The organism is Nitrososphaera sp. (genome assembly GCF_036397675.1).
GTDB lineage: Archaea > Thermoproteota > Nitrososphaeria > Nitrososphaerales > Nitrososphaeraceae > Nitrososphaera.
The window spans coordinates 1-22,977 of sequence record NZ_DASWIL010000010.1; the positions used below are offsets into that span (position 1 = coordinate 1).

21 protein-coding genes and 1 pseudogene are annotated in these 22,977 nt (G+C 51.4%); 12 read left to right on the forward strand and 10 right to left on the reverse strand.

What is annotated here, in order from left to right:
• Positions 1–145 (forward strand): annotated as a pseudogene (locus VGA14_RS09590) (cation:proton antiporter); the annotation flags it as partial.
• Between the two features lie 79 nt (positions 146–224).
• On the opposite strand, the gene VGA14_RS01705 reads toward VGA14_RS09590, so the two are convergent.
• Positions 225–539, reverse strand: a complete 315-nt coding sequence (locus tag VGA14_RS01705; RefSeq protein WP_331002013.1) for a DUF3303 domain-containing protein — start codon at positions 537–539, stop codon at positions 225–227.
• Positions 540–624: 85 nt separating this feature from the next.
• Between VGA14_RS01705 and VGA14_RS01710 the strand changes: the two genes are divergently transcribed.
• From VGA14_RS01710 to VGA14_RS01720, 3 genes are all read left to right on the forward strand, one after another.
• Positions 625–1,056: a hypothetical protein gene (locus VGA14_RS01710; RefSeq protein ID WP_331002014.1), complete on the forward strand. Its 432-nt coding sequence runs from the start codon at positions 625–627 to the stop codon at positions 1,054–1,056.
• A 249-nt stretch (positions 1,057–1,305) separates the two neighbouring features.
• Complete coding sequence (locus VGA14_RS01715) at positions 1,306–2,091, forward strand: hypothetical protein (RefSeq protein WP_331002015.1); 786 nt, start codon at positions 1,306–1,308, stop codon at positions 2,089–2,091.
• A gap of 2 nt (positions 2,092–2,093) precedes the next feature.
• Positions 2,094–2,603 carry a hypothetical protein gene (locus VGA14_RS01720; RefSeq protein ID WP_331002016.1) on the forward strand — a complete coding sequence of 170 codons (510 nt, stop codon included), beginning with the start codon at positions 2,094–2,096 and terminating at the stop codon, positions 2,601–2,603.
• 432 nt (positions 2,604–3,035) lie between these two features.
• Here the strand turns inward: VGA14_RS01720 and VGA14_RS01725 are convergent, their stop codons facing one another.
• On the reverse strand, positions 3,036–5,237 hold the full coding sequence (locus VGA14_RS01725; protein WP_331002017.1) for an elongation factor EF-2: 2,202 nt from the start codon (positions 5,235–5,237) through the stop codon (positions 3,036–3,038).
• 96 nt (positions 5,238–5,333) lie between these two features.
• On the opposite strand from VGA14_RS01725, the gene VGA14_RS01730 reads away from it, so the two are divergent.
• From VGA14_RS01730 to VGA14_RS01740, 3 genes are all read left to right on the forward strand, one after another.
• Positions 5,334–6,167, forward strand: a complete 834-nt coding sequence (locus VGA14_RS01730; RefSeq protein ID WP_331002018.1) for a menaquinone biosynthesis family protein — start codon at positions 5,334–5,336, stop codon at positions 6,165–6,167.
• Between the two features lie 168 nt (positions 6,168–6,335).
• Complete coding sequence (locus VGA14_RS01735) at positions 6,336–6,629, forward strand: hypothetical protein (protein WP_331002019.1); 294 nt, start codon at positions 6,336–6,338, stop codon at positions 6,627–6,629.
• Between the two features lie 40 nt (positions 6,630–6,669).
• Positions 6,670–6,882 carry a hypothetical protein gene (locus VGA14_RS01740; RefSeq protein ID WP_331002020.1) on the forward strand — a complete coding sequence of 71 codons (213 nt, stop codon included), beginning with the start codon at positions 6,670–6,672 and terminating at the stop codon, positions 6,880–6,882.
• A gap of 116 nt (positions 6,883–6,998) precedes the next feature.
• Here VGA14_RS01740 and VGA14_RS01745 read toward each other — a convergent pair whose 3' ends face one another.
• The 8 genes from VGA14_RS01745 to VGA14_RS01780 form a co-directional block, all read right to left on the reverse strand.
• Positions 6,999–7,865 (reverse strand): fumarylacetoacetate hydrolase family protein, encoded by an 867-nt coding sequence (locus VGA14_RS01745; RefSeq protein ID WP_331002021.1) that lies wholly within the window; start codon positions 7,863–7,865, stop codon positions 6,999–7,001.
• 51 nt (positions 7,866–7,916) lie between these two features.
• Complete coding sequence (locus VGA14_RS01750; RefSeq protein ID WP_331002022.1) at positions 7,917–9,356, reverse strand: ArsB/NhaD family transporter; 1,440 nt, start codon at positions 9,354–9,356, stop codon at positions 7,917–7,919.
• A 63-nt stretch (positions 9,357–9,419) separates the two neighbouring features.
• Positions 9,420–10,349 (reverse strand): cysteine hydrolase, encoded by a 930-nt coding sequence (locus VGA14_RS01755; RefSeq protein ID WP_331002023.1) that lies wholly within the window; start codon positions 10,347–10,349, stop codon positions 9,420–9,422.
• Positions 10,303–10,878 (reverse strand): 5-(carboxyamino)imidazole ribonucleotide mutase, encoded by a 576-nt coding sequence (gene purE, locus VGA14_RS01760; protein WP_331002024.1) that lies wholly within the window; start codon positions 10,876–10,878, stop codon positions 10,303–10,305. The genes VGA14_RS01755 and purE overlap by 47 nt, the downstream gene beginning before the upstream one ends.
• Positions 10,879–11,143: 265 nt before the next feature.
• Positions 11,144–12,595, reverse strand: a complete 1,452-nt coding sequence (locus tag VGA14_RS01765) for a BMP family ABC transporter substrate-binding protein (RefSeq protein ID WP_331002025.1) — start codon at positions 12,593–12,595, stop codon at positions 11,144–11,146.
• Positions 12,596–12,772: 177 nt separating this feature from the next.
• Positions 12,773–13,711 carry an ABC transporter permease gene (locus VGA14_RS01770; protein ID WP_331002026.1) on the reverse strand — a complete coding sequence of 313 codons (939 nt, stop codon included), beginning with the start codon at positions 13,709–13,711 and terminating at the stop codon, positions 12,773–12,775.
• 3 nt (positions 13,712–13,714) lie between these two features.
• The gene (locus VGA14_RS01775; protein ID WP_331002027.1) at positions 13,715–14,815 is read right to left on the reverse strand and encodes an ABC transporter permease; all 1,101 of its coding nucleotides are present in this window, start codon (positions 14,813–14,815) and stop codon (positions 13,715–13,717) included.
• Positions 14,812–16,431, reverse strand: coding sequence for an ABC transporter ATP-binding protein (locus tag VGA14_RS01780; protein WP_331002028.1), 1,620 nt, complete (start codon positions 16,429–16,431; stop codon positions 14,812–14,814). Before VGA14_RS01780 ends, VGA14_RS01775 begins: the two co-directional genes overlap by 4 nt.
• 350 nt (positions 16,432–16,781) lie before the next feature.
• Between VGA14_RS01780 and VGA14_RS01785 the strand changes: the two genes are divergently transcribed.
• From VGA14_RS01785 to VGA14_RS01805, 5 genes are all read left to right on the forward strand, one after another.
• Positions 16,782–18,425: a hypothetical protein gene (locus VGA14_RS01785; protein WP_331002029.1), complete on the forward strand. Its 1,644-nt coding sequence runs from the start codon at positions 16,782–16,784 to the stop codon at positions 18,423–18,425.
• Positions 18,422–18,601, forward strand: coding sequence for a hypothetical protein (locus VGA14_RS01790; RefSeq protein ID WP_331002030.1), 180 nt, complete (start codon positions 18,422–18,424; stop codon positions 18,599–18,601). The genes VGA14_RS01785 and VGA14_RS01790 overlap by 4 nt, the downstream gene beginning before the upstream one ends.
• Before the next feature lie 7 nt (positions 18,602–18,608).
• Positions 18,609–19,574 carry a DUF2877 domain-containing protein gene (locus tag VGA14_RS01795; RefSeq protein WP_331002031.1) on the forward strand — a complete coding sequence of 322 codons (966 nt, stop codon included), beginning with the start codon at positions 18,609–18,611 and terminating at the stop codon, positions 19,572–19,574.
• Between the two features lie 98 nt (positions 19,575–19,672).
• A complete protein-coding gene (locus VGA14_RS01800; protein WP_331002032.1) occupies positions 19,673–21,589 on the forward strand; it encodes a BMP family ABC transporter substrate-binding protein in 1,917 nt (638 codons plus the stop codon).
• Positions 21,590–21,710: 121 nt separating this feature from the next.
• On the forward strand, positions 21,711–22,973 hold the full coding sequence (locus tag VGA14_RS01805; RefSeq protein ID WP_331002033.1) for a DUF1116 domain-containing protein: 1,263 nt from the start codon (positions 21,711–21,713) through the stop codon (positions 22,971–22,973).
• The last annotated feature ends 4 nt before the right edge of the window (positions 22,974–22,977 follow it).

The following is a 22,977-nucleotide window of genomic DNA, read 5'->3' on the forward strand; positions in this document are numbered from 1 at the left end:
TTCGGGCGTGCTTACCAACGACATATATACAACAGTTATCATCATGGTTGCCCTCACTACCATAATCACGCCGATATGGCTCAAGGTGGCATATCGAAAAGACCCGCCAGAGCCGAATGATACCGCTAATGAAATTACAACCTAGTCATTCCAAACCACCGCGCTGCAACAGCCTAATGGAACAACCGAGTACGCAACAGAACTCGATGTGATCCTCTCTGATATCAGTTGCGTTCCAGTCCATCGCGCCAAGCAATAGCTTCAAGTTCAACCCGGACAGCTTCCTCGACGGGAATCACGGGTCGCGCTTGGAATTCGAAAGCAGGGAAGGTTGAGCATGCCTTGTGAACGGCCACCGGATCATCGCAGTCCACCAACATATGTCCACCCCACTCGCCCACTCGCACTACGAACAACTCAATCTTGAAATTTGCAGGCGCCTTCCATTTAGTAAACACCTCAAGTATCCGCTTCTGCGCATTCTCGTACTCGGCAGGCGAACCTTGCGGACGTTCAAACCAGCTGATCATATACTTCATTGGGATCTTCCTCTATTGTCTACGCATTTAATTCTTTCATCTTTTGCGTAGCAAGTATGTTGGTCAACGTTTTTGGTGTGTTTTTGTGCTCAGAAAGGGGGCACAGTGTTTTTTACTCCTTGTTTATCTAAAATCTGAAAAGCTTGGTAACTTTAACTTTGAAAAAGAAGGAGACGATGTCTATTACCTGCAAAATGGGATCTATCGTTTTAATGGTAAGTGGAAGCAGAGGGGATTTGGTAAGCTGAAAGGAAAGGACATCGAACACCTTGAGACGGTTGAGAGAAATGACCGATTGTATTACAAATTGAAAGTTCTACGTAACACAAGAATTCGGTCGTCCATATTACAGAATAGGATAAAGGATATTGGCGAAATCAGACCAATAACAAGGCTAGTCAATGTCAATGCTGATAGGAAGCGATTCTGGCTAGGAGCGTTAAACTCGATTGAGGATAAAGTCTGCAATGATTCCATGCCTTTGTCGTTGAATCATTTCACAAAGAACGGAGTGTAAGGTGGAACTTTGCCGTAATACGGCTGGCACGAAGTCATCTTGATTTCTTTTTCGGTACGCTTACCTATACATCGAATGAACATATCGCATTTTTGGGAGTAGGACTGAAATCTATCCTACTATGGCTATGAAACTCGTGTGAAAATACTGATATGGGAAAATACCTACACGTACAAAAGTCTTTTCGGAAAGGTTAATCTTTAAGCTTAAGCTTCTACTTCTGCCGTAACATGGAGTGAAGTTAGCAATTTGAAACCTTCTATCAGTCATTTCCAAGGAACCAAATTTACTGGCGTTCTTTTTTTCTTGGCGTTCCTGGCTGGCACCTCCACTATCCATTTCGCTGCTGGTGTCGAAGAACGCGATTCTACATGCGAACGCTTCGATTGGAATCAAAGCTGTGATCTATCACCTACAGCTCATCTATTGGTCGGAGACGTGCTAATAGCCGGCGGAATAGGCGGCGTTCTAGCCTTCATTTTTTACCGGCTGGAGCATAGGAATCAGATGAAAATAGACAAAATACTAGAATCACAACAAGCCCTGAATGATCGACGCAAGGACTACGCAATCGAGCATTTGAAAAGCACGTTGAACCTTACACTTTTTGCTATGAGTACGATAAGAGGATCGATAACCCATTATAACGCTGCCAGAATGCTGAAAGAAAAAAGCGATCAAAAATGGATTCAATCAACTATTCTCTCACAGCTCAAAGCACAGGAAGGAAAGCTAGGACGTATTTTGCAGAACGTGAGAACTATTCTGACTGCAAGCAACGATGTTTTGGAACCTAATGTAGTTAGTCGAATCTGGGGAGTTTGTAACTATATAATTGGGATAGAAGTGCAGCAAAAAGAGGACGGTACAATGATGTATCCGAAGTATAATGTTTGCATTTTGAAGGTAAGATATCTAATACAACTTCTTCAAACTTATTCTCCAGTCAACCATTTATTCAGCGAGAACGAAGAACCCTATGAAAGCCCTTTGATCCCTTCAGAATTAGGTGAAGTTAAGGAAGTGCAACAGTAAGAATGGGTCTCCGTGGGAACACCGCCAATCAGCCTGGCACAAATCGTGATTATAGAAAGGCATTCGGTCAATTTTCATCGAACAAGACGCAGAGACTGGATTCGCTGACTGCACACGAGATTGAACTGGACTCGCAAGAAGACCTTGCAGGGGGAGTGCACACGATAGACTTTGAAAAGGGAGACATCGTAATCAAACAGTCGGGAATTTATCTCATTATCGCGTGTCCACAGATTGGTAAGGTTAGGGGTACTATACCAAGATGGATTGATTTTTGGGTAAGGTTGAACAACGTAGACGTACAAAATTCTAACATAAGGGCAGTCGTAATGGATCCGCAGGAAAAAACCGTCGTACCACTGAATTCCGTGCTACCCCTTAATAGAGGCGATACCTTGAACATAATGATGGCGGTAGAATCAATGGGTGAAGGTTTGGGAATTGAGGCAATTGAACCTGATGGTGAGCCTACAATACCCTCTATCATTGTCACCCTTGTGCAGCTTGATTAGAGCTTGTTCATGTGTTTATCAACGGAACTTAAACACCCTGTTAAGGCATCAATATTAAATGTGAAAACTGAAAAATATTGAACGCCTATGAATACCACTTGCCGTTAGTCAAAGTTTGTGGTTTGTCAAAAAAGAAGAAAAGATGGCAGGTTTGGCATTTATAGGGTGCAGGAATTGCAACTTAACAGACAGACGCAGCATTCCATCCTGGTGGTGTAGGGTCAGATTTACTTCAGGGATTCTTTTCTTGCATGCTTCGCATTTTGCTCCAAAGTAACTGTAGGATAACAGTCTGATTGAACCGCTTTCTTTTTCCCACTACGACGTGAATTATTGCGGAACTATATGAGGAGTCTCCAACAAATCCCCTCTGACGTTATGATGTAGATAATGCGTACAAACTCATGCGTAAGAGGGGGGGGGGATTGTATTTTACTCCTTGTCTATGAACTCGTCAGGGCTTGACGGCTCGGGATTCAAGCCCTTCCTCTTCCTCACGTCTGCGACCAGGGTCCTGAATATAGAGTTTGGCACGGGCAACCACGACTTGAAATACGTGGTCCACAAGGCCTTGCCAGCGGTCCCGCCCCTCATGGCCTCCGAGAGGTCAAAGGTCTCTGACGCCGGAACTTCGCCCTGGATGATGGCGATGATGCCCTTCTGCTCTACGTTCAAGAGCTTGCCGCGCTTGCTCGACAGGATGCCGGCCACCGTCCCTATCTGCTCCTGGGGGCACTTGACCTCGATGCCCAGTATTGGCTCAAGTAAGACCGGATCCGCGATGAGGATCGCGCCGAGCATCGCCCGCCTTGTAGCCGGCATCAGCTGCGCAAGGCCCCTGTGGGCCGGATCCTCGTGGGGCACAAAGTGGTGCAGCACGAACTTTACTCCACGCACCTGCTCCTTTGCAATCGGACCGTTCTTTATCACGTCGTCAAAGCCGGTGCGGATGGAGTCCATCGACTCCTGTATGAACTGGACGCCCTTGGTCTCGTCGACGAACATATTTCCCGAGGCGTCTATTGCCTGGACGCTCCTCGACTCGTCGGTTCCCCAGCCCTTCTCTCTGAGGATCCTGGCCATCTCCTTCTTGTCCATGTCCTCCTTAAGCTTGCCTGTTCTTATCAGGTCGACTATGTCGTCCGGCAAAGGTTCGACGCGCAAGAATATCTTGTTGTGCTTGTTTGGCGACTTGCTCATTATGGGTCCGGCCTTTGCGCGGATGGTCTCGCGGTAGTTGATAAGCGGCTGCGTCGTCACGATGTCAAGGCCCATTTCCTGCAGGAGTGATGTAGCAATCTCGAGGTGTAAGACGCCCATTCCAGCCATCAAGGTCTCACCAGTTTCTTCATTAATCTTGACTATGAGGTTGGGGTCCTCGACGGTTATCCTGCGTAGTCCTTCGACAAGCTTGGGTAGGTCCTTGGGGTGCTTTGGCTCTACTGCAATCGTGACGACCGGCTCAGATACATACTTGATAGACTCAAACGCGGTCGAGCCCTTGACGGTCGATATCGACTCGCCGGATACTGCATAGTCCAGGCCAAGGAGCGCAGGAATGTTTCCTGCAGGCAGCACGCTGACTAGTTCACGTGTGTTGCCCATGTAGATGTTGACTGATTGCACCTTGCCGGGCCTCTTGGCGTCAATGAGATACACTTCGTCGCCGTCCTTTATCGTGCCTGAATACAAGCGACCTGTCGCTACCCTGCCTGCCTGAGGGTCGACGTTGATTGTGGTGACCATCATCATTGCCGGGCCCTTCTCGTCGCAGTTGAGAAGTGCCTGCCCTATCTCTGAGTTGAGGTCGCCGGGCCAGATTTTCGGTATACGGTATTTCTGCGCCACGTGGGGCGGCGGGTGGTGCTCAACCACCATGCCAAGCACGGCGTCGTGGAGCGGCGACTTTTCGGCAAGCGCCTTTATCTTCTCCTCGCCTTCGAAAGTATAAGCCTCGTAAACGTCCTTGAAGCTGACACCCTTTTTCTGCGCCATCTTGAAGTTGAACCCCCACCTGTCCTTTGCAGATCCGAATGCCACGGTATTGCTCTGGATGCTGACCTTCCACTTCTCCTTGTACTCCGGCTCTGCATACAAGTCGATGAGCCTGTTGAAATCTGCGATGATGTTTGAGAGCCACTTTTGCATGGCCGGCGCGTCGAGCCTCAGCTCTTTGACGAGCCTGTCTATCTTGTTAATGTAAAGCACGGGCCTGACGCGCTCTTCAAGTGCCTGCCTCGTAACAGTCTCGGTCTGTGTCATGATGCCTTCCACAGAGTCCGAAACGACTACCACGCCGTCGATTGCGCGCAGCGCGCGCGTTACCCTGCCGGTAAAGTCGATGTGGCCCGGAGTGTCTATCATGTTGATGACATAGTCCTTGCCCTCGCTTTCGTAAAGTAGCGTCACGTTTGCGCCCCTGATGGTCATCTGCCTGCTCTGCTCAAGCTTCATAGAGTCAAGCGCAAGGGCCTGGCCTGCTACAGAGGGGGCGATGATGCCCGAAGCGGCAAGGAGGCTGTCTGACATGGTTGTCTTGCCATGGTCGACGTGGGCAATAACGCCGAAATTGCGTATCTGCTCCTTGTTACCAATGATTTTGACTATTTCTTGGGTAGACTTGAACTTGGGCATCTCTCTTTTAGAAAAAATTTGATTGGGGACTATAAACGTTGCCTATATTTTCCACCGGGCACCATTTAATAGTGCCCGGCGAGGGCTCTGTTTGAGATGGAGATCACGCTTGGCCACACGCCGGACGCCGATGACGCCTTCATGTTTTACGGTTTTGCCTCGGGCAGGGTCTCTTCTGACAAATTCAGGATAAAACACGTAATTCAGGACATCGAGACCCTGAACAGGCGTGCGCTGGCGCACGAGCTTGACGTTATTGCAGTCTCGGCGCATGCGTACGCCTACCTTACCGACTACATCATATTGCGGGGGGGAGGGAGCTTTGGGCTGAACTATGGCCCCGTCGTCATTGCAAGAAAAGGCAGCGGCATTAACGCCGACAAGCTGAAGGGCGCCAAGATAGCCATCCCGGGAAAGATGACTTCTGCCAACCTTCTGCTAAAGCTTGCCGTCGGCAACTTTACGGAAATAGAGATGCCGTTTGAGACTATACCAGATGCAGTCCTGTCGGGAAAAGCGGATGCAGGCGTTGTCATACACGAGGCCCAGATAACCTACGACAGGAGCATGTTTGACGGAGTGCTGGAATTGGGTCCTTGGTGGCATTCACAGACAGGCGGGCTCCCGGTCCCGCTTGGCATCAACGTCGCAAGCAAGCGCACCATGACGACGGATCAGTTAAAGGAGTTCAGCGACCTTTTTGTGAAATCGATAGAGGCCGGCTTTGAAAACATGGACGCCGCGGTAGAATACGCGATGCAGTACGCGCGGGGCCAGCCCAAGGAAACTATAACAGAATTCGTGAAAATGTACGTGAATGAGTTAACGCGCGACATGGGTTCTGCCGGCAAAAAAGCAATTGAAAAGATGTTTTCGATGGCAAAAGAAAAAAAGTTGATAGACTCAGGCGCAAAAGTCGAAATAGTATAGCTCCACTCCTTCTCTGCCTTCACTTTTGTCTCCAACGCAAGTATCGCCGCAGCAGGTCCGATGTATGCTCCTTCCGCGGTCTCCACTGCTATTGCCATTTCGTTCACGCCTCCTCCCCTGAAGAACATGGCTGCCATTTTTTTATACTCGGCGCACGCACCAGTTTTGTTGCCCGACGAAAGGCCCGAGCAGATAAGCGACTACATGGAAAGCCTCGCCGGCAATCTTGCGCCGGCGGCAATATCAGGCTGGCTCAAAAAGGTTGCAGAGCGCGCAAGGGAGCTCTGCCCTGAGAGCGGCATAGAATTTACACCCGGCGGCGACTTTGGCAGCATCACCATCCCGACCAAAGAGGGCCTCCGGTGCGTGATAGAGTCGATAAAGGTGCACGAGGTGCAGGCGCCCGAGCTGATAAGGACAATCCTTGCGACTTACAGAACAAGCCTAGAGCAGCGCGCGTGACCAGAATTCCTTATACACTCGTGACGCCATCCCATACTTTATGGCCAGCATCGTTGTTTCGCGGGAGGTCATACTCTACATCAGCGAAAAGAAGTTGAAGAGGCCAAACCTCGTGTTGTACCGCGACGTATCCGGATTAATAATGAGCTACACTACAAGGAGGCTCAGGTTCGAACCAAAGGTGAAACTGGCAGACAAGGAACCAAACGAGCTTTTCGTGGTAAAGGATAACAGCTACGGCTTTCCCATATAGGTCGAAAGGGGGCTTTTGCCTAGCCTGGCCAAGTACAACTCGGTGCTGATTACGCTAAAAAAGGGGTTTAGGAAGGGCCTTGAGCTCAAGCTTGGGCTCGATCTTGTTGGCGGCCCCTAATCTGTAAAGACCACGCGGTTTCTTATCCTGCCCAGCTTTTCTATCTCCACTTCCACAACGTCGCCATCTTGGAGGTATTTTTCATGCGACGACAGCGAAAGCGCAGTGCCACTTGGTGTTCCGGTGGATATGATGTCACCGGGCTCAAGGGTCATCACATTGCTCAGGCTGTAGATTATCCTGTCTGTCTTTAAAACAAGGTTTCTTGTAGACGAGTCCTGGCGCACCTCGCCGTTCACCCTAGTAGTCAGGCGCAAGTCGCACGGATCAGGGACCTCATCGGGCGTCGTGAGCCACGGGCCGCAGGGTCCGAATGTGTCAAAGCCCTTTGCACGGGCGTACTGCTTGTCTATGAACTGGATGTCTCGTGCAGAGACGTCGTTTATCACAAAATATCCGGCCACGTAGCCGGATGCATCAGGCTCCGATACTTTCCTGCACTTCTTGCCTATCACCAATGCAAGCTCGCCCTCATAGTCAAGCTGTGTGACAAATTTCGGGCAGACGATGTCGTCGTGCGCGCCGCAGAGGCTCGTACGGGGCTTCATGGAAACGACCGGATCCTTTGGAGGGCTCTTACCAAATCGTATCCAGCTTGCCTGGTCTGTATAGTTGAAGGAAAGGCAGAGGATTTTGAAAGTCCGCTTTATCGGCGGCAAGAACCGGAACTCGCCCGGCTTGTGGCGGTAGTCGATTTTCCCGGCTATTTTCTGCGCATAGCCGCCAAACACAAAGTCCTCAAGGGCGGCTGGGAGCTTTGTGCCGGCCTGCTTTTCTATTTCGTTGTGCGGGGCCACGCCACCTTCAGGGCCGACTAGGGCGTAGGTTTCCCGGCCGTCTTTTACTATCCTTGCAACCTTCACGCAGATCAGCCCTGCTGTATTATTACCTGCCGCGTATTACGTAAAGTTTCGCTACCCGACACGGAATATCAGGTCCAGAAACAGCACCAGGCTTCCAACGGCCACGCTCATTATCATGAACGGAAAGCCCACGCGCATGAAGCGGTTGAAGGATACAGGGTGGCCCCCTTTTTCAGAAAGCCCCGCTGCAATGATTCCCGCGCTCGAGCCTATCAGCGTGCCGTTCCCCCCGAGGCCCGCCCCGAGCGCAAGGGCCCACCACAGCGGGCTTATTTCAAAGCCGCCAAACTCGGCGGTTATACTCTCATTGCCGTTCAAGAGGAATACCAGCGGGATCATGGTTGCGGTAAACGGTATGTTGTCAACGAACGCGCTGGCAACCGCGGACATCCATATTATCAGAAAGAACGTCAGGACCGGATTCCCGCCCGTTATGCCGAGGGCAGTGTTTGCAAGGAGGTCTATCATCCCCGTGCGCTCGGCGGCGCTGATTATGACAAAGAGCCCGGCAAAGAAGACGAGAGTGGTCCAGTCCACGTCGTGAAACACCTTCTCCGGCTTGGCCCGCGTCGCCACCAAGAGCACTCCCGCGCCGGCGAGGGCTATCAACGACGGCTCTATGTGGAGGCTTCCGTGGACTACAAAGAGCGCTATCACGCCTGTAATGACTATGAGCGACTTTTTCATGGCACTCTTGTCTGTTATCAGCGACTTTTCGTCTTTGGCCATCAGCTCGTCTAGGTTCTCGGGTTTTTGCGCCAGTTCCTTCCTGAACAGGAACTTTAGCATGAACATAGACGCTACAAGCGAGATGCCTATCGTTGGCCCCAAGTGGAATATGAACGCGTTAAAGTCGATGTCGGCCGCAGAACTTATGAGGATGTTAGGCGGGTCGCCTATGAGCGTGGCCGTGCCCCCCACGTTGGACGCAAGCACCTGCGCCAGTATGAACGGAACAGGTGACAGCCTGAAAATCTTGAATATCGAGATCGTGATCGGCACCATCAGGAGCACTGTGGTTACGTTGTCGATGAACATCGACGTGATGGCCGTAAAGACGCTCATCATGACGAGCAGCTTCCACATGTTGCCCTTTGACGACTTACTCATCTTGATGGCGAGGTACTGGAATATGCCCGTCTCGGCCATTATGGCCACGATTATCATCATGCCGAGCAGGAGGCCGATGGTATTGAAGTCGATGGCTTCCGTGACAAACTCAAAGCTGGCCCCCGGCTCGATAAGGCCGGTCGATATGATGATTATGATTACTGCAGTGGCGCCTGCGAGCGCAATTGCAGTCCTGTGGACTATTTCAAACGAGAGCACCACGTACACCGAGAGTAGGACTAGCGAGGTGAGCTTTAGCGCCAGAGGCAGGGCAAGGCCCACGGCGTCGGGCACCGTCATGACCATGGCGGAGATGACGGCGACAAGGGCAAGGCCGATCACGGTCTTTTTGTGCGCTGCGCCCTTCTCCAGCAGAACCAACCTCTATTCACTGATTCCGGTGATATATAGCCATGATCAGCTATTGCGTAGTTTACAAATGCATTAGCTGGTGTCCGGGAACGCCGTCCTTACCCCTTCGACAAACTTTTTCGAGTCCGACACCCAGCCGAACACGCCGCCCTGCATTTTTATCTGATTTATAGCCGCCTGGTAGTTTCCAAAGTCGGTCGCGCCTGTACAGTCTTTTACGAGCAGGCACCAGTATCCATGGTCATTGGCCTCGCGCATTATCGTGTGGACGCAGACATCAGTGGTGAGACCTGATATCACCAGATGTGTTATGCCAAGGTTCTTCAGGAGAAGTGGCATGTTGCTCTGCCCAAACGCCCCCTTGCCGGCCTTGTCTATCACGTACTCGCCCGGCACTGGATAGAGGTCGTCAATGATGTCCCAGTTTTTCTCCCCGCGCATGAGTAGCTTGCCAAGGCCTCCTTTAGGCGTGTCGCCTATTCCTACGCCATTTCCTATTATCTTGCTCCTCAGGATCTTGTTGTACGGAGCGTCTGACAGGTCGGGAAGGTGACCCTCCCTCGTGTGTATCACTTTGATATCGGTCTTTTTACGAATATTGTGAAGGACATAATGTATGGGCTTTATCGGCGTAGACATCAGGCCAAGATCATAGCCCATGACATCGACGTAGCCCTTGGGGCCGCAAAAGTCTATTTGCATGTCGACGCTGACGAACGCCGTGCGCGCGGAATCAAACTCGACCCACGCCCTGTCGCCAAGGCGAGGGCAGTCCTCCACCTCCACCTTGAACAACCTGCCCCTCGGCGGACCGTAGAGCCAGGTCGGGAACTTGAAGGTCTTGGTCTTTTTGAACTCCTCGTAGTCCTGCTCTACCCTTTTCAGGACCTCTTCCCTTGCAGCTGAGGTGAAGTCCGCGTCGGATCCCTCAGGTAAGTTCTCTCTTCCTGTCAGGCTAGAACCCTCCCTTTGCGGGTCTGGAGCTTCTTTTATGGTTTGCATCCTCGGTTTCGACCTTTTCTTCCATCAACTCCTTGTGCTGCTTAAGCTTGTCCCGGAGATGTGGATACTTTAGGCTCAGGATCTGGCAGGCATACACACCGGCGTTGTAGGCAGAATTTATCGCCATGGTACCCACGGGCACACCGAGTGGCATCTGGACTATGGAAAGCAGAGAATCAAGCCCGTCAAGCGAGGTACCCCGCAGCGGGACGCCTATGACCGGCATGGTGGTGAGCGAGGCTATCATTCCAGGCAGGTGTGCGGATCCGTCGGCTGCGGCGATTATTACCTCAACCCCTTTGGAGTCGATCTCGGCTATGAACCTGAGCGTCTTTTTCGGGGCCCAATGCGCGGCCACTATGCACACTTCGCTTTCAACCCCAAATGAGTCGAGAGCGGCCTTGGCGTCCTTCAGGTCTTCGTAAAGCTTCAGCGAAGGAACTGCTATCGAGACCAAAGGCACTCTGGTTGCTTCGCCTGTTTCCATCAGTTTTTCAGAAGAGCTACCCTCTTCGCCGAGCTTTTCCAATTATAGAGGCACATGTTTTTCAAACCTATAAGTCTATTTTACCTCGGCACCGCAGTCCTTCATATATCATAGAAGAAGGAATTTGAAATTAATTGCACCGAAGCACAGGCATTTAGGATTCCCTACGTGGTCATGTTTCTTGGACCTTTAATTGATTGAATACGCTGTTTGTCCAGAATTACCATGATGACCCCTAGTACAGGCAGCCAAGTGTCGCGAGGTTTTAGTATGAAAAAAGAAAAGAAAAGAAAGGGAGGAAGGTTAGCTAGAACCTTCCAAGTCTTATCGAGTTGCCCCTGAAGCGGGCAAACCCGATCATTGCCGCAATCGAAGCCGCAAGCACCAGCGCCGCTATAATCCCGAATTCAGGTACAACGGTTGTGCCTATGATCTCCACAGAATCTTCGCCTGAAGGTACCGTGAGCTTGATGGTCGTCCCGGTTTCCGTGGAGCTTACAGTCTCAAACGGCACTTCGCTAGCTCCGGCCTTAACCATGGATATGCCATCGATCATGCTCTTTGGCAGCGTCAGTTCCACCTCTCCGGCCGCGTCAAATTCTACTGTCACCGACTCGTTGGGGTTTATGGTCACCGCTGTCACACGGGCGGTCTCAGACCTGCCTATTACGCCATAGCTGTCGCCGCCAAATTGGGCACCCACAATGCTGTCATCGGCATCCTCGGTTATCTCTGGAACGATTATCCTTTTCTCAAGTACATCCTGTGTCAGCTCTTGTAGCCGCGCTTTCACATCTGCCGGAACGCTGCTGTCCAGACTGTGGAATGGTGCTAGGTAGACGATGCCGTCGCCAGAGGCTCCTTTCCCTGATTCAATGCCCGGCTTGAATATCTTGCCTTCAAACCTGTCTTCTACAACCATCTCAGTCGCCTGCGCGAAGGCCTTGTCTATGTCAAGCACAAACGATGTCAACACTGTGTCCTCAGCGAGCCCGTTCTGATCGCCCACCGCACCAAACGCGTAAATCCCCCTGTCTTCTGCAGCCTGTATCACGCCATGGCCGGAAGTGTCAGCCACATGGAACAAAAAGTCAGCGCCGCTGTTTATTTGCGCCAACCCCGCTTCCCTGCCCTTCGAGGGGTCGTCCCATGCGCCTAGGTATGTCCCTATTACTCTGATGTCTGGATTGACTAATTTGGCCCCCAGCTCGTATCCTTCAAATATGTTTATCACGTTGGGATACGAGTCTCCACCCACATAACCTATGGCGTCTGTCTCGCTCATCATTGCCGCAAGCGCACCCAAAAGGAATGTTCCTTCCTGCTGCATCGGGAATATCGACGCCACGTTGCTTGATGAAACGAGTCCTGTAAATACAACGTACTTGGTGTTGGGATAGTCCTTGCCCACCTTGACTGCAGGGTCTCCCCACTGGAACCCGTGCGCGATTATCAGGTCGTAGCCGTCTTCCGAGTACTGCCTTAACGTGGACTCAATAGCCTCAATAGCAATGCTTTCTCCGGCAGTCACCTCATGTCCTTGGTCTTTCAGTTTCTGGGCGGCTGTATATGCCGCTGCACCCCAACCACCGTCACTGAAAAGCGCGTCCGTGACAAGGGCTATTCTTAGTTTCGTTTCGCTCTGGGCGTTAGCTGCCTGATATGGAGCAACGAAGACGAATGCGGAAACGAGGACCGCGGCTGCAAATACAGTAAGTGCTGATGTTGAACCTATTCTAGTTCTGGTGTTGGTTACCATAAAAAAAAGTCATACGTGGAGGTATTATACTTTAGTATATCTTATCAGAATAAATGACATATATCATAAAGTTGTAAAGGGTAGATAGACATAATTTCTCTAAGTGGCTAATTTCTTTTATGATTGGATTCGTATGTTTATAAATCTTGTACAAGTTTGTAGCTGTAGCCGCTGCCGCTACCTCTCTCCACGCTTGTAGGGAATGGCAAGGGCGGCCGGTGCCCCCCTTCTTTTGTGCATGCCGGCGAGGATAGCTATTGGAATCAGGTACGGAAGCATCAGCAGGAACTGGTATGGTACGTCTGTCCCCGTGGCTTGGAGTCCAAGCTGGAATGCGTCTACCATTCCAAATATGAAGGCTCCGGCAGTTATCCAGTATGCCTTCCACCTGCCAAAGATCACCAGGGCTAGCGCAACCCAGCCTACTCCTCCAGTAACATTTTCTAGAAAGTATCCTGTCTGTACAAGTGAAAAATATGCTCCTCCGACCCCAGCCAAAGCCCCACCCAAGATGACCGCAAGATATCGTATCTTGTAAATGTTAACGCCAAGAGCATCCGCCTGCTTTGGATTCTCCCCGACTGTCCGTATCTTCAGGCCAAGGCTGGTTTTGAATATGAAATAATGGGTCACGGGCACTAGCAGGAAGGCTATGTAGACAAGCGGGTCATGGTTGAACAATATTGGACCGATAACTGGGAGATCCGAGAGTCCGGCTATAGTTATCTTTGGCATGAGTTCAACACTGGGCGCTATGGTTTGCACACCAAAAGCAAGTCTGTAGAGCAACGCGGCAAGTCCCGTACCCAGCAACCAAATGGCAAGACCGGCGGCTAGCTGGTTGGTCCGGATGGTAATGCTCATGAAACCTTTGAGGGCGGCAAGCGCGGCTGAGGCTGCCATCGCCATCACAATCCCTACAACATAATTTCCGGTGATAAACGTGCCCATGAATCCCGCGAAAGCACCCATGAGCATCATTCCCTCGATTCCTAGGTTAAGGATTCCGGAACGCTCTGCGATTTTTTCGCCCAGCCCTGCAAAAAGGATGGGTACGCTAAACCGTATGCCTGAAACGATTATGCCTAAAATGACTGCCTCAGTTTCACCCGCCATCTTTCAGCGTGCACCTCCCCTGTTTCTTCTGCTCAGCCAAACAGCGAACAACCCTCCAACGAGTACGAACACAAGGATTAGCGCCTGGAGCGTCATGGCAAACGCAGCTGGTACGCCCAGGCTTCTGTTCATGGTTTCAGAACCGGTCATTAGAGCGGCGAAGAAAAATGCTACAATGGCTACGCCTATTGGATGCTGCCTCCCCAAAAGTGCTATAATGACAGCCACAAAACCATATCCAGGCGAGATACCCTCTATCAAGAGGTGCTGCACACCTATAACCAACAATCCACCTGCGATTCCTGCCAGCCCGCCGCTAATTCCAAGTGTGACAAAAACGCTCTTTGTAATGTTCATTCCAGCATAGCGAGCTGCATCTATGTTGGCTCCAACGGTTCTGATCTCAAAGCCTATCTTTGTCTTCCACAGGTAGTAGACCCCGACGGTCGCAAGAACTGCTATGAATATTCCTCCATGGAGGCGCGTCCCGGGAAAGATGATCGGCATCTGCGATTCCTCAGATATCTCGGGAGAATACGGGTTAAATCCTGGTGCTTTTATGGGCCCATGCAGCAAGAAGGATATGAAAAGCAATGCGACAAAGTTTAACAGGACGGTCGAAATAACCTCATTCACACCAAATTTTACCTTAAGTACTGCAGGCACTAGGGCAAAAAGCGCGCCAAAGATAAAGCTAACAACTATTGCTGCAAGGATTGCGATGCCGGGTACTGCCCCGAGCAAGGAGATACCTACAAGCGTGCCGCCTAGCGCGCCCATGTAAAGCTGTCCCTCCGCTCCGATGTTCCACTGTCTGCATCTGAACGCCACCGAAACAGCCAGCCCGGCGAGGAGAAGCGAAATCGTCTTTAACATCACGTCCCCAAATCCAAAGACGCTTCCGAAGGCTCCCCTGAACATTGTGGCGTAAGCATCACCCACGTCAATACCAGCGGAGCCGAGTAGTATGGCTCCCACGACAAACGCCAAGCTTCCTGATGCAAACGGAACAAAAAACTTGACATCTCTAAATCTGGTCAGTGCTTCGGAAATCCTTGCCCGTGAGTTGCCCCGTGTATCAGAGATTGCATCTGGAACTGTCATTTCGTTCCCTCCAAGGCTACACTTTTGCCCCCCATTAAAAGGCCGATACGATCCACATCCGCATCCTCTCTGTCCACTACGCCCATGATCTTGCCTTCATAGATCACGGCAATACGATCGCAGACAGTTAGAATTTCGTCAAGGTCAAGCGATAACATCAGGACGCCGACGCCATTTTCGCGTTGCTTGACCAATTGTTTGTGGATGTATTCGGCTGCCCCTATGTCAAGACCCCTCGTAGGGTTGTGCACCACCAGAACCTTTGGGTTTCTTGCAAGCTCTCTGGCCATCAGCACCTTCTGCAAGTTTCCTCCAGACATGGAGCTGATAGGAACGTTAATCCCTGGCGTTTTTACCTCAAAATCGACTACCACCTTTTCAGCAAACTTTTTCATTTCTTCTTGCTTCAGAAATACCTTACCCGAGTATCCAGCGGTATACCACCTGTCCAGCACCAGGTTCTCGGAGATGGAGTACTCTAGTACAAGCCCAGTGTTGAGCCTATCCTGTGGTACGTATGCCAGACCCCATTCCCTGATCTTTCTGGGTGAAAGCTTGGTTGTCGACCGGCCATCCATCATGATTTCACCGCTCTGGACTTTCCGCAGGCCGGCTATCACCTCAGCCAGCTCTGCCTGACCGTTTCCGTCGACGCCGGCTATGCCGAGGATCTGTCCCTTTCGGAGTTCCAAAGACAGGTCCTTAAGGAACAGAATATTAGAATTGTTGAGCGCTGAGATGTTTTTTAGTTGAAGCACGATGTCGTTCTGGGCAGTCGACTTTAATTGTATGTCTTCTATCACTGGCCGTCCTACCATCATCTTTGCTAGCTCTGTTTCGTTGGTTTCGCTGGTGTTTACAGTACCGACCACCTTGCCACCTCGAAGCACCGTAACCCTATTGCTTACTTCCATAACTTCGTGTAGCTTGTGTGTGATGAAGATGATGGAAAGACCCTGCCTTACCATCGACTCGAGCATAGCAAATAGCGCTTTTTCTTCCTGCGGGGTAAGCATGGATGTGGGCTCGTCAAGAATCAATATCTCCGCATCCCGGTAAAGCGCCTTGACTATTTCCACGCGTTGCTGCTCCCCGACCGCCATGTCACCCACTACGGCTTTCGGGTCTATCTTTAGGCCATACTTCTCCGACAGCTGTTGGATCTTCTTTTCGGCACTAGCAAGGTTAAGGAAGAATCCCTGAGATTTCAAACCCACGATGATATTTTCCGTGACAGAATGCGGAAGGGTTAGCAGAAAATGCTGGTGAACCATCGCGATGCTAAGCTCCATCGAGTCGTTTGGCGACTTGATGGTGGTTTTCTTTCCTCTCACGTAAATCTCGCCCGCTTGGGGCTGGTACAGCCCGTAGAGGATGCTCGTCAGTGTGGTCTTGCCGGCCCCGTTCTCGCCCAGAAGCGCATGGATCTCGCCCTTGCGCAGCTCGAAATTCACATCGCTGTTAGCAACCACTTCCCCGAATCTGATGGTAATTCCCTTCATCTGCACGACGGGCTCGCCGGGACGTATGGAAGAAAGACCCGTTGTCTCAGGGTTCTTACCATCTTGCTCACCATTAGGAACAAGGCTGCTTTGATTCGCTTTCTTCCCCTGCAAACCGAATATGTTTCTTAAAGATGTAATAACAAAAAGGTTAGCAAGCGCATATTATACTTTGGTACATTCCATGAAAATATTTGCCATATATCATAAAGTTCCAAATAATGCATACATTGTCGCGGTGTTGATAAGGAGAACTTGCGCTTTAGGTCTACTGCACGAGCCAGATAGAGCGCAAATTGTGTAAAAGTTGCATGAAAACTTGGGCTGGCTTGTAGATATTTGATATTTTGGGTCGCTGCTTGTATCATGGATTCTAAAGAAAATTATTTATGCCATGACGGCCAAATTTTTTGATTTATAGTTAAATATTCATGACTGCTGCTTGAACTTGGCGCATAGGTTGTTTGTCAGGACAGGATATATTCCACATAACTATAAGGCAGAACTTTTACCGGGATTCCCTTCAGCTGTTAAAGATTTCTGACAGCATCAGGCGCGTCAGCAGGGAGATTCTGGAAGCCTCCATTATCATGGCCACCCCAACAAACAAGGAGATCCTCATCCGTCTGGGCTTCCGGCCTTCGTCGGTCGGAGAGGCGCAGGAATCAGACATCATAATAGCCATAAGGGCCCGGGACCAGAAGTCCGTAGACTTGGCGGTTGCGGAGGCAGACAGATTGCTAGAGTCTCCCGCAGGTGCTTCAAAGCAGGACGAGTCAAAGGTAGACGACCTGGAGTCAGCGCTTCGCTCCATGCCTGATGCCAACTTGGCGCTCCTCTCGATCCCCGGCGACCATGTCAGGGAGGTCTCGTTGAAGCTTATCGATCTTGGTATAAATCAGCAGATATTCAGCGACCACGTTCCGGTGGAAGATGAGCTTGAGATCAAGACGTTGGCTGCGGAGATGGGCGTGCTGATCTTGGGGCCCGGCGCCGGGACATCCATCATGAATGGAAAGGGGATTGGATTCTCAAATGCCGTGAGGACAGGCCCTGTAGGAATAGTCGCTGCTGCTGGGACAGGCCTGCAGGAAGTCGCAACGCTGCTTGACCACTGCGGCATTGGCGTGAAGCACGGACTCGGGGTGGGAGGAAACGATCCCAAAGACAAGATCGGTGGGATAATGATGATGCAGTGCATCAAGATGCTTGAGAGCAATCCAGACGTGGGCATAATAGGCATAGTTTCAAAGCCACCCTCGCCTTCTGTCCAGGAAAAGATTGTCAGCTACCTAACCAGAAGTGCAGGAAAAAAGTACGTCTTGGCATTCATTGGCGGCGCCGGAGGCGACCAGAAAAACGGTGGCAGAATAGTCCAGGTCAACACCCTTGCGTCGGCGGTGCTTGCGATCGCAAAGCAGCTCGGAAGGAGGCAGTTCGAGATGGCAATAGCCGCAACGTACGTCCCTCCAAAGGACCTGATGCCCAGCCTCGAAGATGAGTGGCGAAGACTGGGCCCGGGTCAAAAGCGCGTCAGGGCGCTCTACACCGGCGGCACCTTTACATACGAAGCAGAGGTCATACTCGGCTCTATATTGGCAGACGAGCCCATCTATTCCAACTCCCCAATCCTAAACATAAAGCAGCTTGATGATTCTTTCAAGAGCCAAGATACCTCAATAGTGGACCTTGGCGAGGAGGAATTTACAGAGGGCAGACCCCATCCCATGATCGACCCGACAGTAAGGAAGTTCAGGATAGCAGAAGAAGCAAGCGACCCAAGCGTAGCAGTGCTCCTGATGGACTTTGTGCTTGGATACGGCTCCCACCCGGATCCCGTTGGAGCAGTCATTAACGAGATAGATGATGCAAAACGTATGGCGGGAAAAGCAGGAAGACATCTTTGCGTGGTGGCGCATGTTTGTGGCACTTCCGACGATCTCCAAGGTTACAGCCAGAGCATAGACAAGCTGAAGGGCGTTGGCTGTGTGGTCCTACCCACAAACGCCCTGGCGGCTGTGGCCTCCGCCGCGGTAGCCCGGCGGGGCAAGGTGGACATCGACGGGATCTATGCGCAGTACCTGACCGCAGGAGAGGCGATCGAATGACAGACAGCGGCAGCGCAAGAAAGCTGTTGGATTCCGAGCTGAAGGTCATCAACTTGGGTTTGGACATCTTTTATAACGCCTTGGTGGAGCAAAACGTTAAGGCAATGCACGTGAACTGGAAGCCTGCCCCCAAGCTTGACAAGGAGACTGAAGACATACTGGACAAGATGCTGTGAGCCATTGATGGAAGCCGAAACCCTGTCCAGTGCCGGGCTGCTTGATTGTTATTGCATAGGCGGCGTTCATAGCGCGTTGGCCCAAAGCCGCGGAAAGATCGGCCGGGCGATAAATGTCTTTGACAAAACAATCAATATCCGCACGGTGGAGGACGAACTGCTGGTAATTACGCTGGGCAGCATGAGGTCCCCAGCGAATTTGAATTTGAGCGAAGGGCCGTTGCGTCAAGCAGGCTTTGCATACCTTGTGCGTGAAAGCCAAGATGCGGTGGCGAAGGTGGATCATACCGGAGCAAAACCGAGGATTGTGCTGCAGGTAGGCAGCATCGCTATCTCCATCGACGAACCTGATGTTTTCCAAAATTCGCTGCAAGAACCAGCGGCAGAGTCCCTGCACACCTTTGCAGCTTCGAGCGACAGAATATTTTCGGTCCTTGCAGGCGGGGCTGGAAAAGAGAGAGCTGGCTGTCTGCTAAATCCCGATGTCACTACGATGGGTCTACTTCCCATGTTTCTTGACCGGCTAGCATCAGGCAACACAAGTAATGAGCAAGACCTACTGGCAGAGGCGCTTATGGGACTTTGCGGCAGGGGTCCGGGGTTTACGCCTGCCGGTGACGACTTTATAGCAGGGTATCTGGCCGTGTCCAACTGGTTGAGTAATTCGCTGAAATTGGGCCCACACATAATCCCCGGCAAAGAATTTTCGCGGCTGACCACCTGGACTAGTTTTAAACTCATGGAGTACAGCGCAAGAGGTCTGATCGACGATCAGGCGCAATTGATGATCAATTCTGTGGCTAGAGGCAGCGTAGATGATTACATCATATGCATTGGGCTTATCGGCAAGCGGGGCCATACCTCGGGCATCGATTTTGCCACAGGCGCTACAGTAGCCCTGTACACGATAGCAGACAGAGTGTGCGGGACGCGAACTCTTGACCATATCTCAGACCTGCAGGTCCGCCACTGACCTGCCTGATTATCATAACTTTCAAATTCTAGCATATCTAGATTTGTTGGATGGCAGACTGAACTATGTTTATATAATTTTCTGGTGGAAGGTTTTCCTTGGGACCAGAACAGACGGTTGTCATTGCGCTTGGCGGAAACGCGCTTTTGAAACGTGACGACAAAGGGACATTTGCGGAACAATTTGCCAACGTCAAGGTAGCTGCGAAGGGAATAGCGGACCTGCTGCAGAAAGGATACAGGGTGGTTCTCACCCACGGAAACGGACCCCAGGTGGGGGCAACGGTCCTTAGGCATGAGGCGGCCAAGAACATCGTCCCACCGTTTCCCCTACATGCGTGCAACGCTGAAACACAGGGGATGATAGGCTACATGGTAGTGCAGGGTCTGCAGAACGAGCTTGATGCGAGGGGAATGAAGAATTCGGTGGTTTCCCTAGTCACAAGAGTCGTGGTTGACCAGGCAGACCCGGCTTTCAAGAACCCCGTCAAGCCAGTTGGCCCATATTTAGAGAGGCATCAATATCCAAACCTGCTTAACATCTTTGAAGGATACAGCCAGGGGGCCACGTTCATCAATCCAAGCATAAAGGTTCTTTCGACGTACCTTGGTGACTGGGACAGTCCGGAAAAGGGAAGGGAAGCTGCGTTGGCGCAGATCGACGGCGGTAGTGATTTCCTTCTTCACACTGCTGACACTTCTGGCCACGGAGTGATACAGGCTGCAAAAGAGAAGGGGATTTACGCGTTTGGTGCGGTGGGCGACCAGAACCAGCTTGCTCCGGAGACGGTGCTAACCTCTTTCGTCGTCGACATAGAAAAGGCGTTTGATCAGGCCATTCGGATGGTTATGGAAGACAGGTTTGAAGGCAAGATATTCAAGCCGGGCATTGAGGCAGGCAAGGGTGCCCCTGGTGACGGCATAGTTTATCTGGCGCCGTTCCACGGGCTCGAGGAAAGGGTGCCACAAGACGTGAAAAAGAAACTGGCCGAATTGACGCGGCGTGTGATAAACAAGGAGATAATGGTTCCTGAAAAGTATGAAGTGACTACCGACGACGCTGCCAAGCCCGCGCCATCCATCGCTCGGGCCGGAAAGCAACTACGGATAGCCCTTCTCACGGACGCGCTCTTCAGCGATGGCGGCTGGGGTACCACCGCCCTGAACGCCGCCAAACGGCTTGAAGCCAGGTACGGACACCGCCTAGCGTACGTCGACAACGTGCCTGTCGCCGACATCGAGTCTACACTCCGCCGACACGCAGAAGACGGCTACGACCTGATAATCGCGCACGGGTTCCAGTGGGGAGACCCTGCAGTCAAGGTGGGCAAGGACTATCCCAACACCAAGTACGTAGTATTTACCGGACTCGTCTCATCAAGCAACGTTGCGTCGATATTCCCGATGCAGCAGGAAGGCACATTCCTTTTGGGTGCGCTTGCGGCAATGATGAGTAGGACGAATGTCGTCGGATACGTAGGTGGAGACGAGATTGACAAATTTATTACAGGCGAAGGAAAAATCACCTACAAGTACCAGGGGAACAGCAAGTACAGGAGAGTTGTTCCTTCTCCAAAGCCAGTTGTCATACTCGAACACCAGGCAATACGCACTTTGGTTGACGGAGGTTTCGTGGTGGTTGCCTGCGGCGGCGGGGGTATCCCGGTGATCGAAGCTGCGAGTGGCTACAGGAGCGGGGTTGACGCCGTGATAGACAAGGATCTGGCGGGCGAAAAATTGGCAAGGCAGATCGGTGCGGACAAGTTCGTGATCCTGACGGACGTCGAAGGTCTGTACCTGGATTACAGAAAGCCCACGCAGAGGCTGGTGAAAGAGATCAGGATCAGCCAGCCCGACGTTGTCAACGTTTCGCAGCTTGAAGAAGGCAGCATGGGGCCAAAGGTGAAGGCCTGCCTAGAGTTCGTCAAGAATGGCGGAAGAGAGTCTGTGATTGCCAGTCTTGAAAGGCTAGTTGAAGCGGTCGAAGGGTTGTCAGGAACCCACTTTTTCCCATAATGCAGGAGATATGCGGCTTGCAATCAGAATCCTGCTCTTTTGTGATATATACTAATTTGGAGATCCTGCCGCAATTAAACTTAAATCATAATTTCAAGGTGCGATATTCATTGGTTAGGCAATGGCAGAAGACATAAAGAGCAAAATTGAATCCGCAAACAAGGTCGCAATACAGAAGGTGCTTTCTTCAAGGCCGTTCTTGGTGGACGTCAAGCCCGCTATCGAAGTTCTGCCGGGCATGAAAAAGAGATCGATTTTTCATGCAGGCCCGCCGGTGGACTGGAAGAGGATGTGCGGACCCATGAAGGGTGCAGTCGTCGCCACCATGATCTTTGAAAAGTGGGTCAACAGCTGGGATGAGGCAGTCAAGATGGTGGAAGACGGCGGGGTCGACCTTTCTCCCAATCACGATCACGACGCCGTCGGACCGATGGCAGGCGTAATATCTCCGTCAATGCCAGTTTTTGTCGTCAAGAACGACAAGCACGGCAATACCAATTACGGCAGGATAGTGGAAAACAAGGTTCAATTCGGCGGTTACGATCGGCAGGCAATAGAATCGCTTGAATTCTGGTCCACCGTCCTTGCGCCGGCGATAGGCAAGGCGCTTGGGAAGATAAAGCGCGAGGGTGGAAAGGGAATAGATCTGAAATCCATCATGGCCAGGGCTCTGTATATGGGCGATGAGCTGCACAACCGCCCGGTGGCAGGCACGGCGCTTTTTGCGATGACAATCATGTCGCACGTCATAGAAACTTCCGACAGGGATCAGGTGCTCAAAGTCATAGACTATCTTGCCTCAAACGAGATCTTTTTCTTGTGCTTGGCGATGGCCGCGTGCAAGGCGACCATGAACGCGGCGAGCAACACGGAGTACAGCACCCTTGTAACGGTCATGGCCCGCAACGGCACCGACTTTGGGATAAAGGTGAGCGGTCTTGGTAACAAGTGGTTCACAGGGCCGTCAGGAATGGTGCGCGGTATGTACTTCCCGGGATTTGGTGAAAAGGATGCTAACCCGGATATGGGAGACAGCGCCATAACAGAGACGACAGGCGTCGGAGGATTTGCGCTTGCAGACTCGCCGGCAATACTGTCACTTGTTGGCGGAACGGCGGAAGACGCCCTCAAATACACTAAGCAAATGCGCGAGATCACTATGACTCTCAATGACACCTTCCTTATTCCGATATTTGACTTCCAAGGGACCGGGACGGGCATTGACATCCGCAAGGTGGTAAAGACTGGTATACTGCCAATAATAGACACGGCTATAGCTCACAAGGAACCCGGGATAGGCATGATTGGTGCCGGTCTGGTAAACCCACCGATGGAGGCCTTCAAAGGTGCCCTCCGCGAATTTGCAAGCAAATACAAGCTCTAAAGGG

Excerpts from the sequence above, each read along its gene's own strand:
- VGA14_RS01765 (WP_331002025.1), bottom strand. The coding sequence starts at position 12,595 with ATGGTAACCAACACCAGAACTAGAATAGGTTCAACATCAGCACTTACT.
- VGA14_RS01730 (WP_331002018.1), top strand. The coding sequence starts at position 5,334 with ATGGAGATCACGCTTGGCCACACGCCGGACGCCGATGACGCCTTCATG.
- VGA14_RS01770 (WP_331002026.1), bottom strand. The coding sequence starts at position 13,711 with ATGGCGGGTGAAACTGAGGCAGTCATTTTAGGCATAATCGTTTCAGGC.
- VGA14_RS01790 (WP_331002030.1), top strand. The coding sequence starts at position 18,422 with ATGACAGACAGCGGCAGCGCAAGAAAGCTGTTGGATTCCGAGCTGAAG.
- VGA14_RS01720 (WP_331002016.1), top strand. The coding sequence starts at position 2,094 with ATGGGTCTCCGTGGGAACACCGCCAATCAGCCTGGCACAAATCGTGAT.
- VGA14_RS01725 (WP_331002017.1), bottom strand. The coding sequence starts at position 5,237 with ATGCCCAAGTTCAAGTCTACCCAAGAAATAGTCAAAATCATTGGTAAC.
- VGA14_RS01795 (WP_331002031.1), top strand. The coding sequence starts at position 18,609 with ATGGAAGCCGAAACCCTGTCCAGTGCCGGGCTGCTTGATTGTTATTGC.
- VGA14_RS01805 (WP_331002033.1), top strand. The coding sequence starts at position 21,711 with ATGGCAGAAGACATAAAGAGCAAAATTGAATCCGCAAACAAGGTCGCA.
- VGA14_RS01755 (WP_331002023.1), bottom strand. The coding sequence starts at position 10,349 with ATGCAAACCATAAAAGAAGCTCCAGACCCGCAAAGGGAGGGTTCTAGC.
- VGA14_RS01740 (WP_331002020.1), top strand. The coding sequence starts at position 6,670 with ATGGCCAGCATCGTTGTTTCGCGGGAGGTCATACTCTACATCAGCGAA.
- VGA14_RS01775 (WP_331002027.1), bottom strand. The coding sequence starts at position 14,815 with ATGACAGTTCCAGATGCAATCTCTGATACACGGGGCAACTCACGGGCA.
- VGA14_RS01705 (WP_331002013.1), bottom strand. The coding sequence starts at position 539 with ATGAAGTATATGATCAGCTGGTTTGAACGTCCGCAAGGTTCGCCTGCC.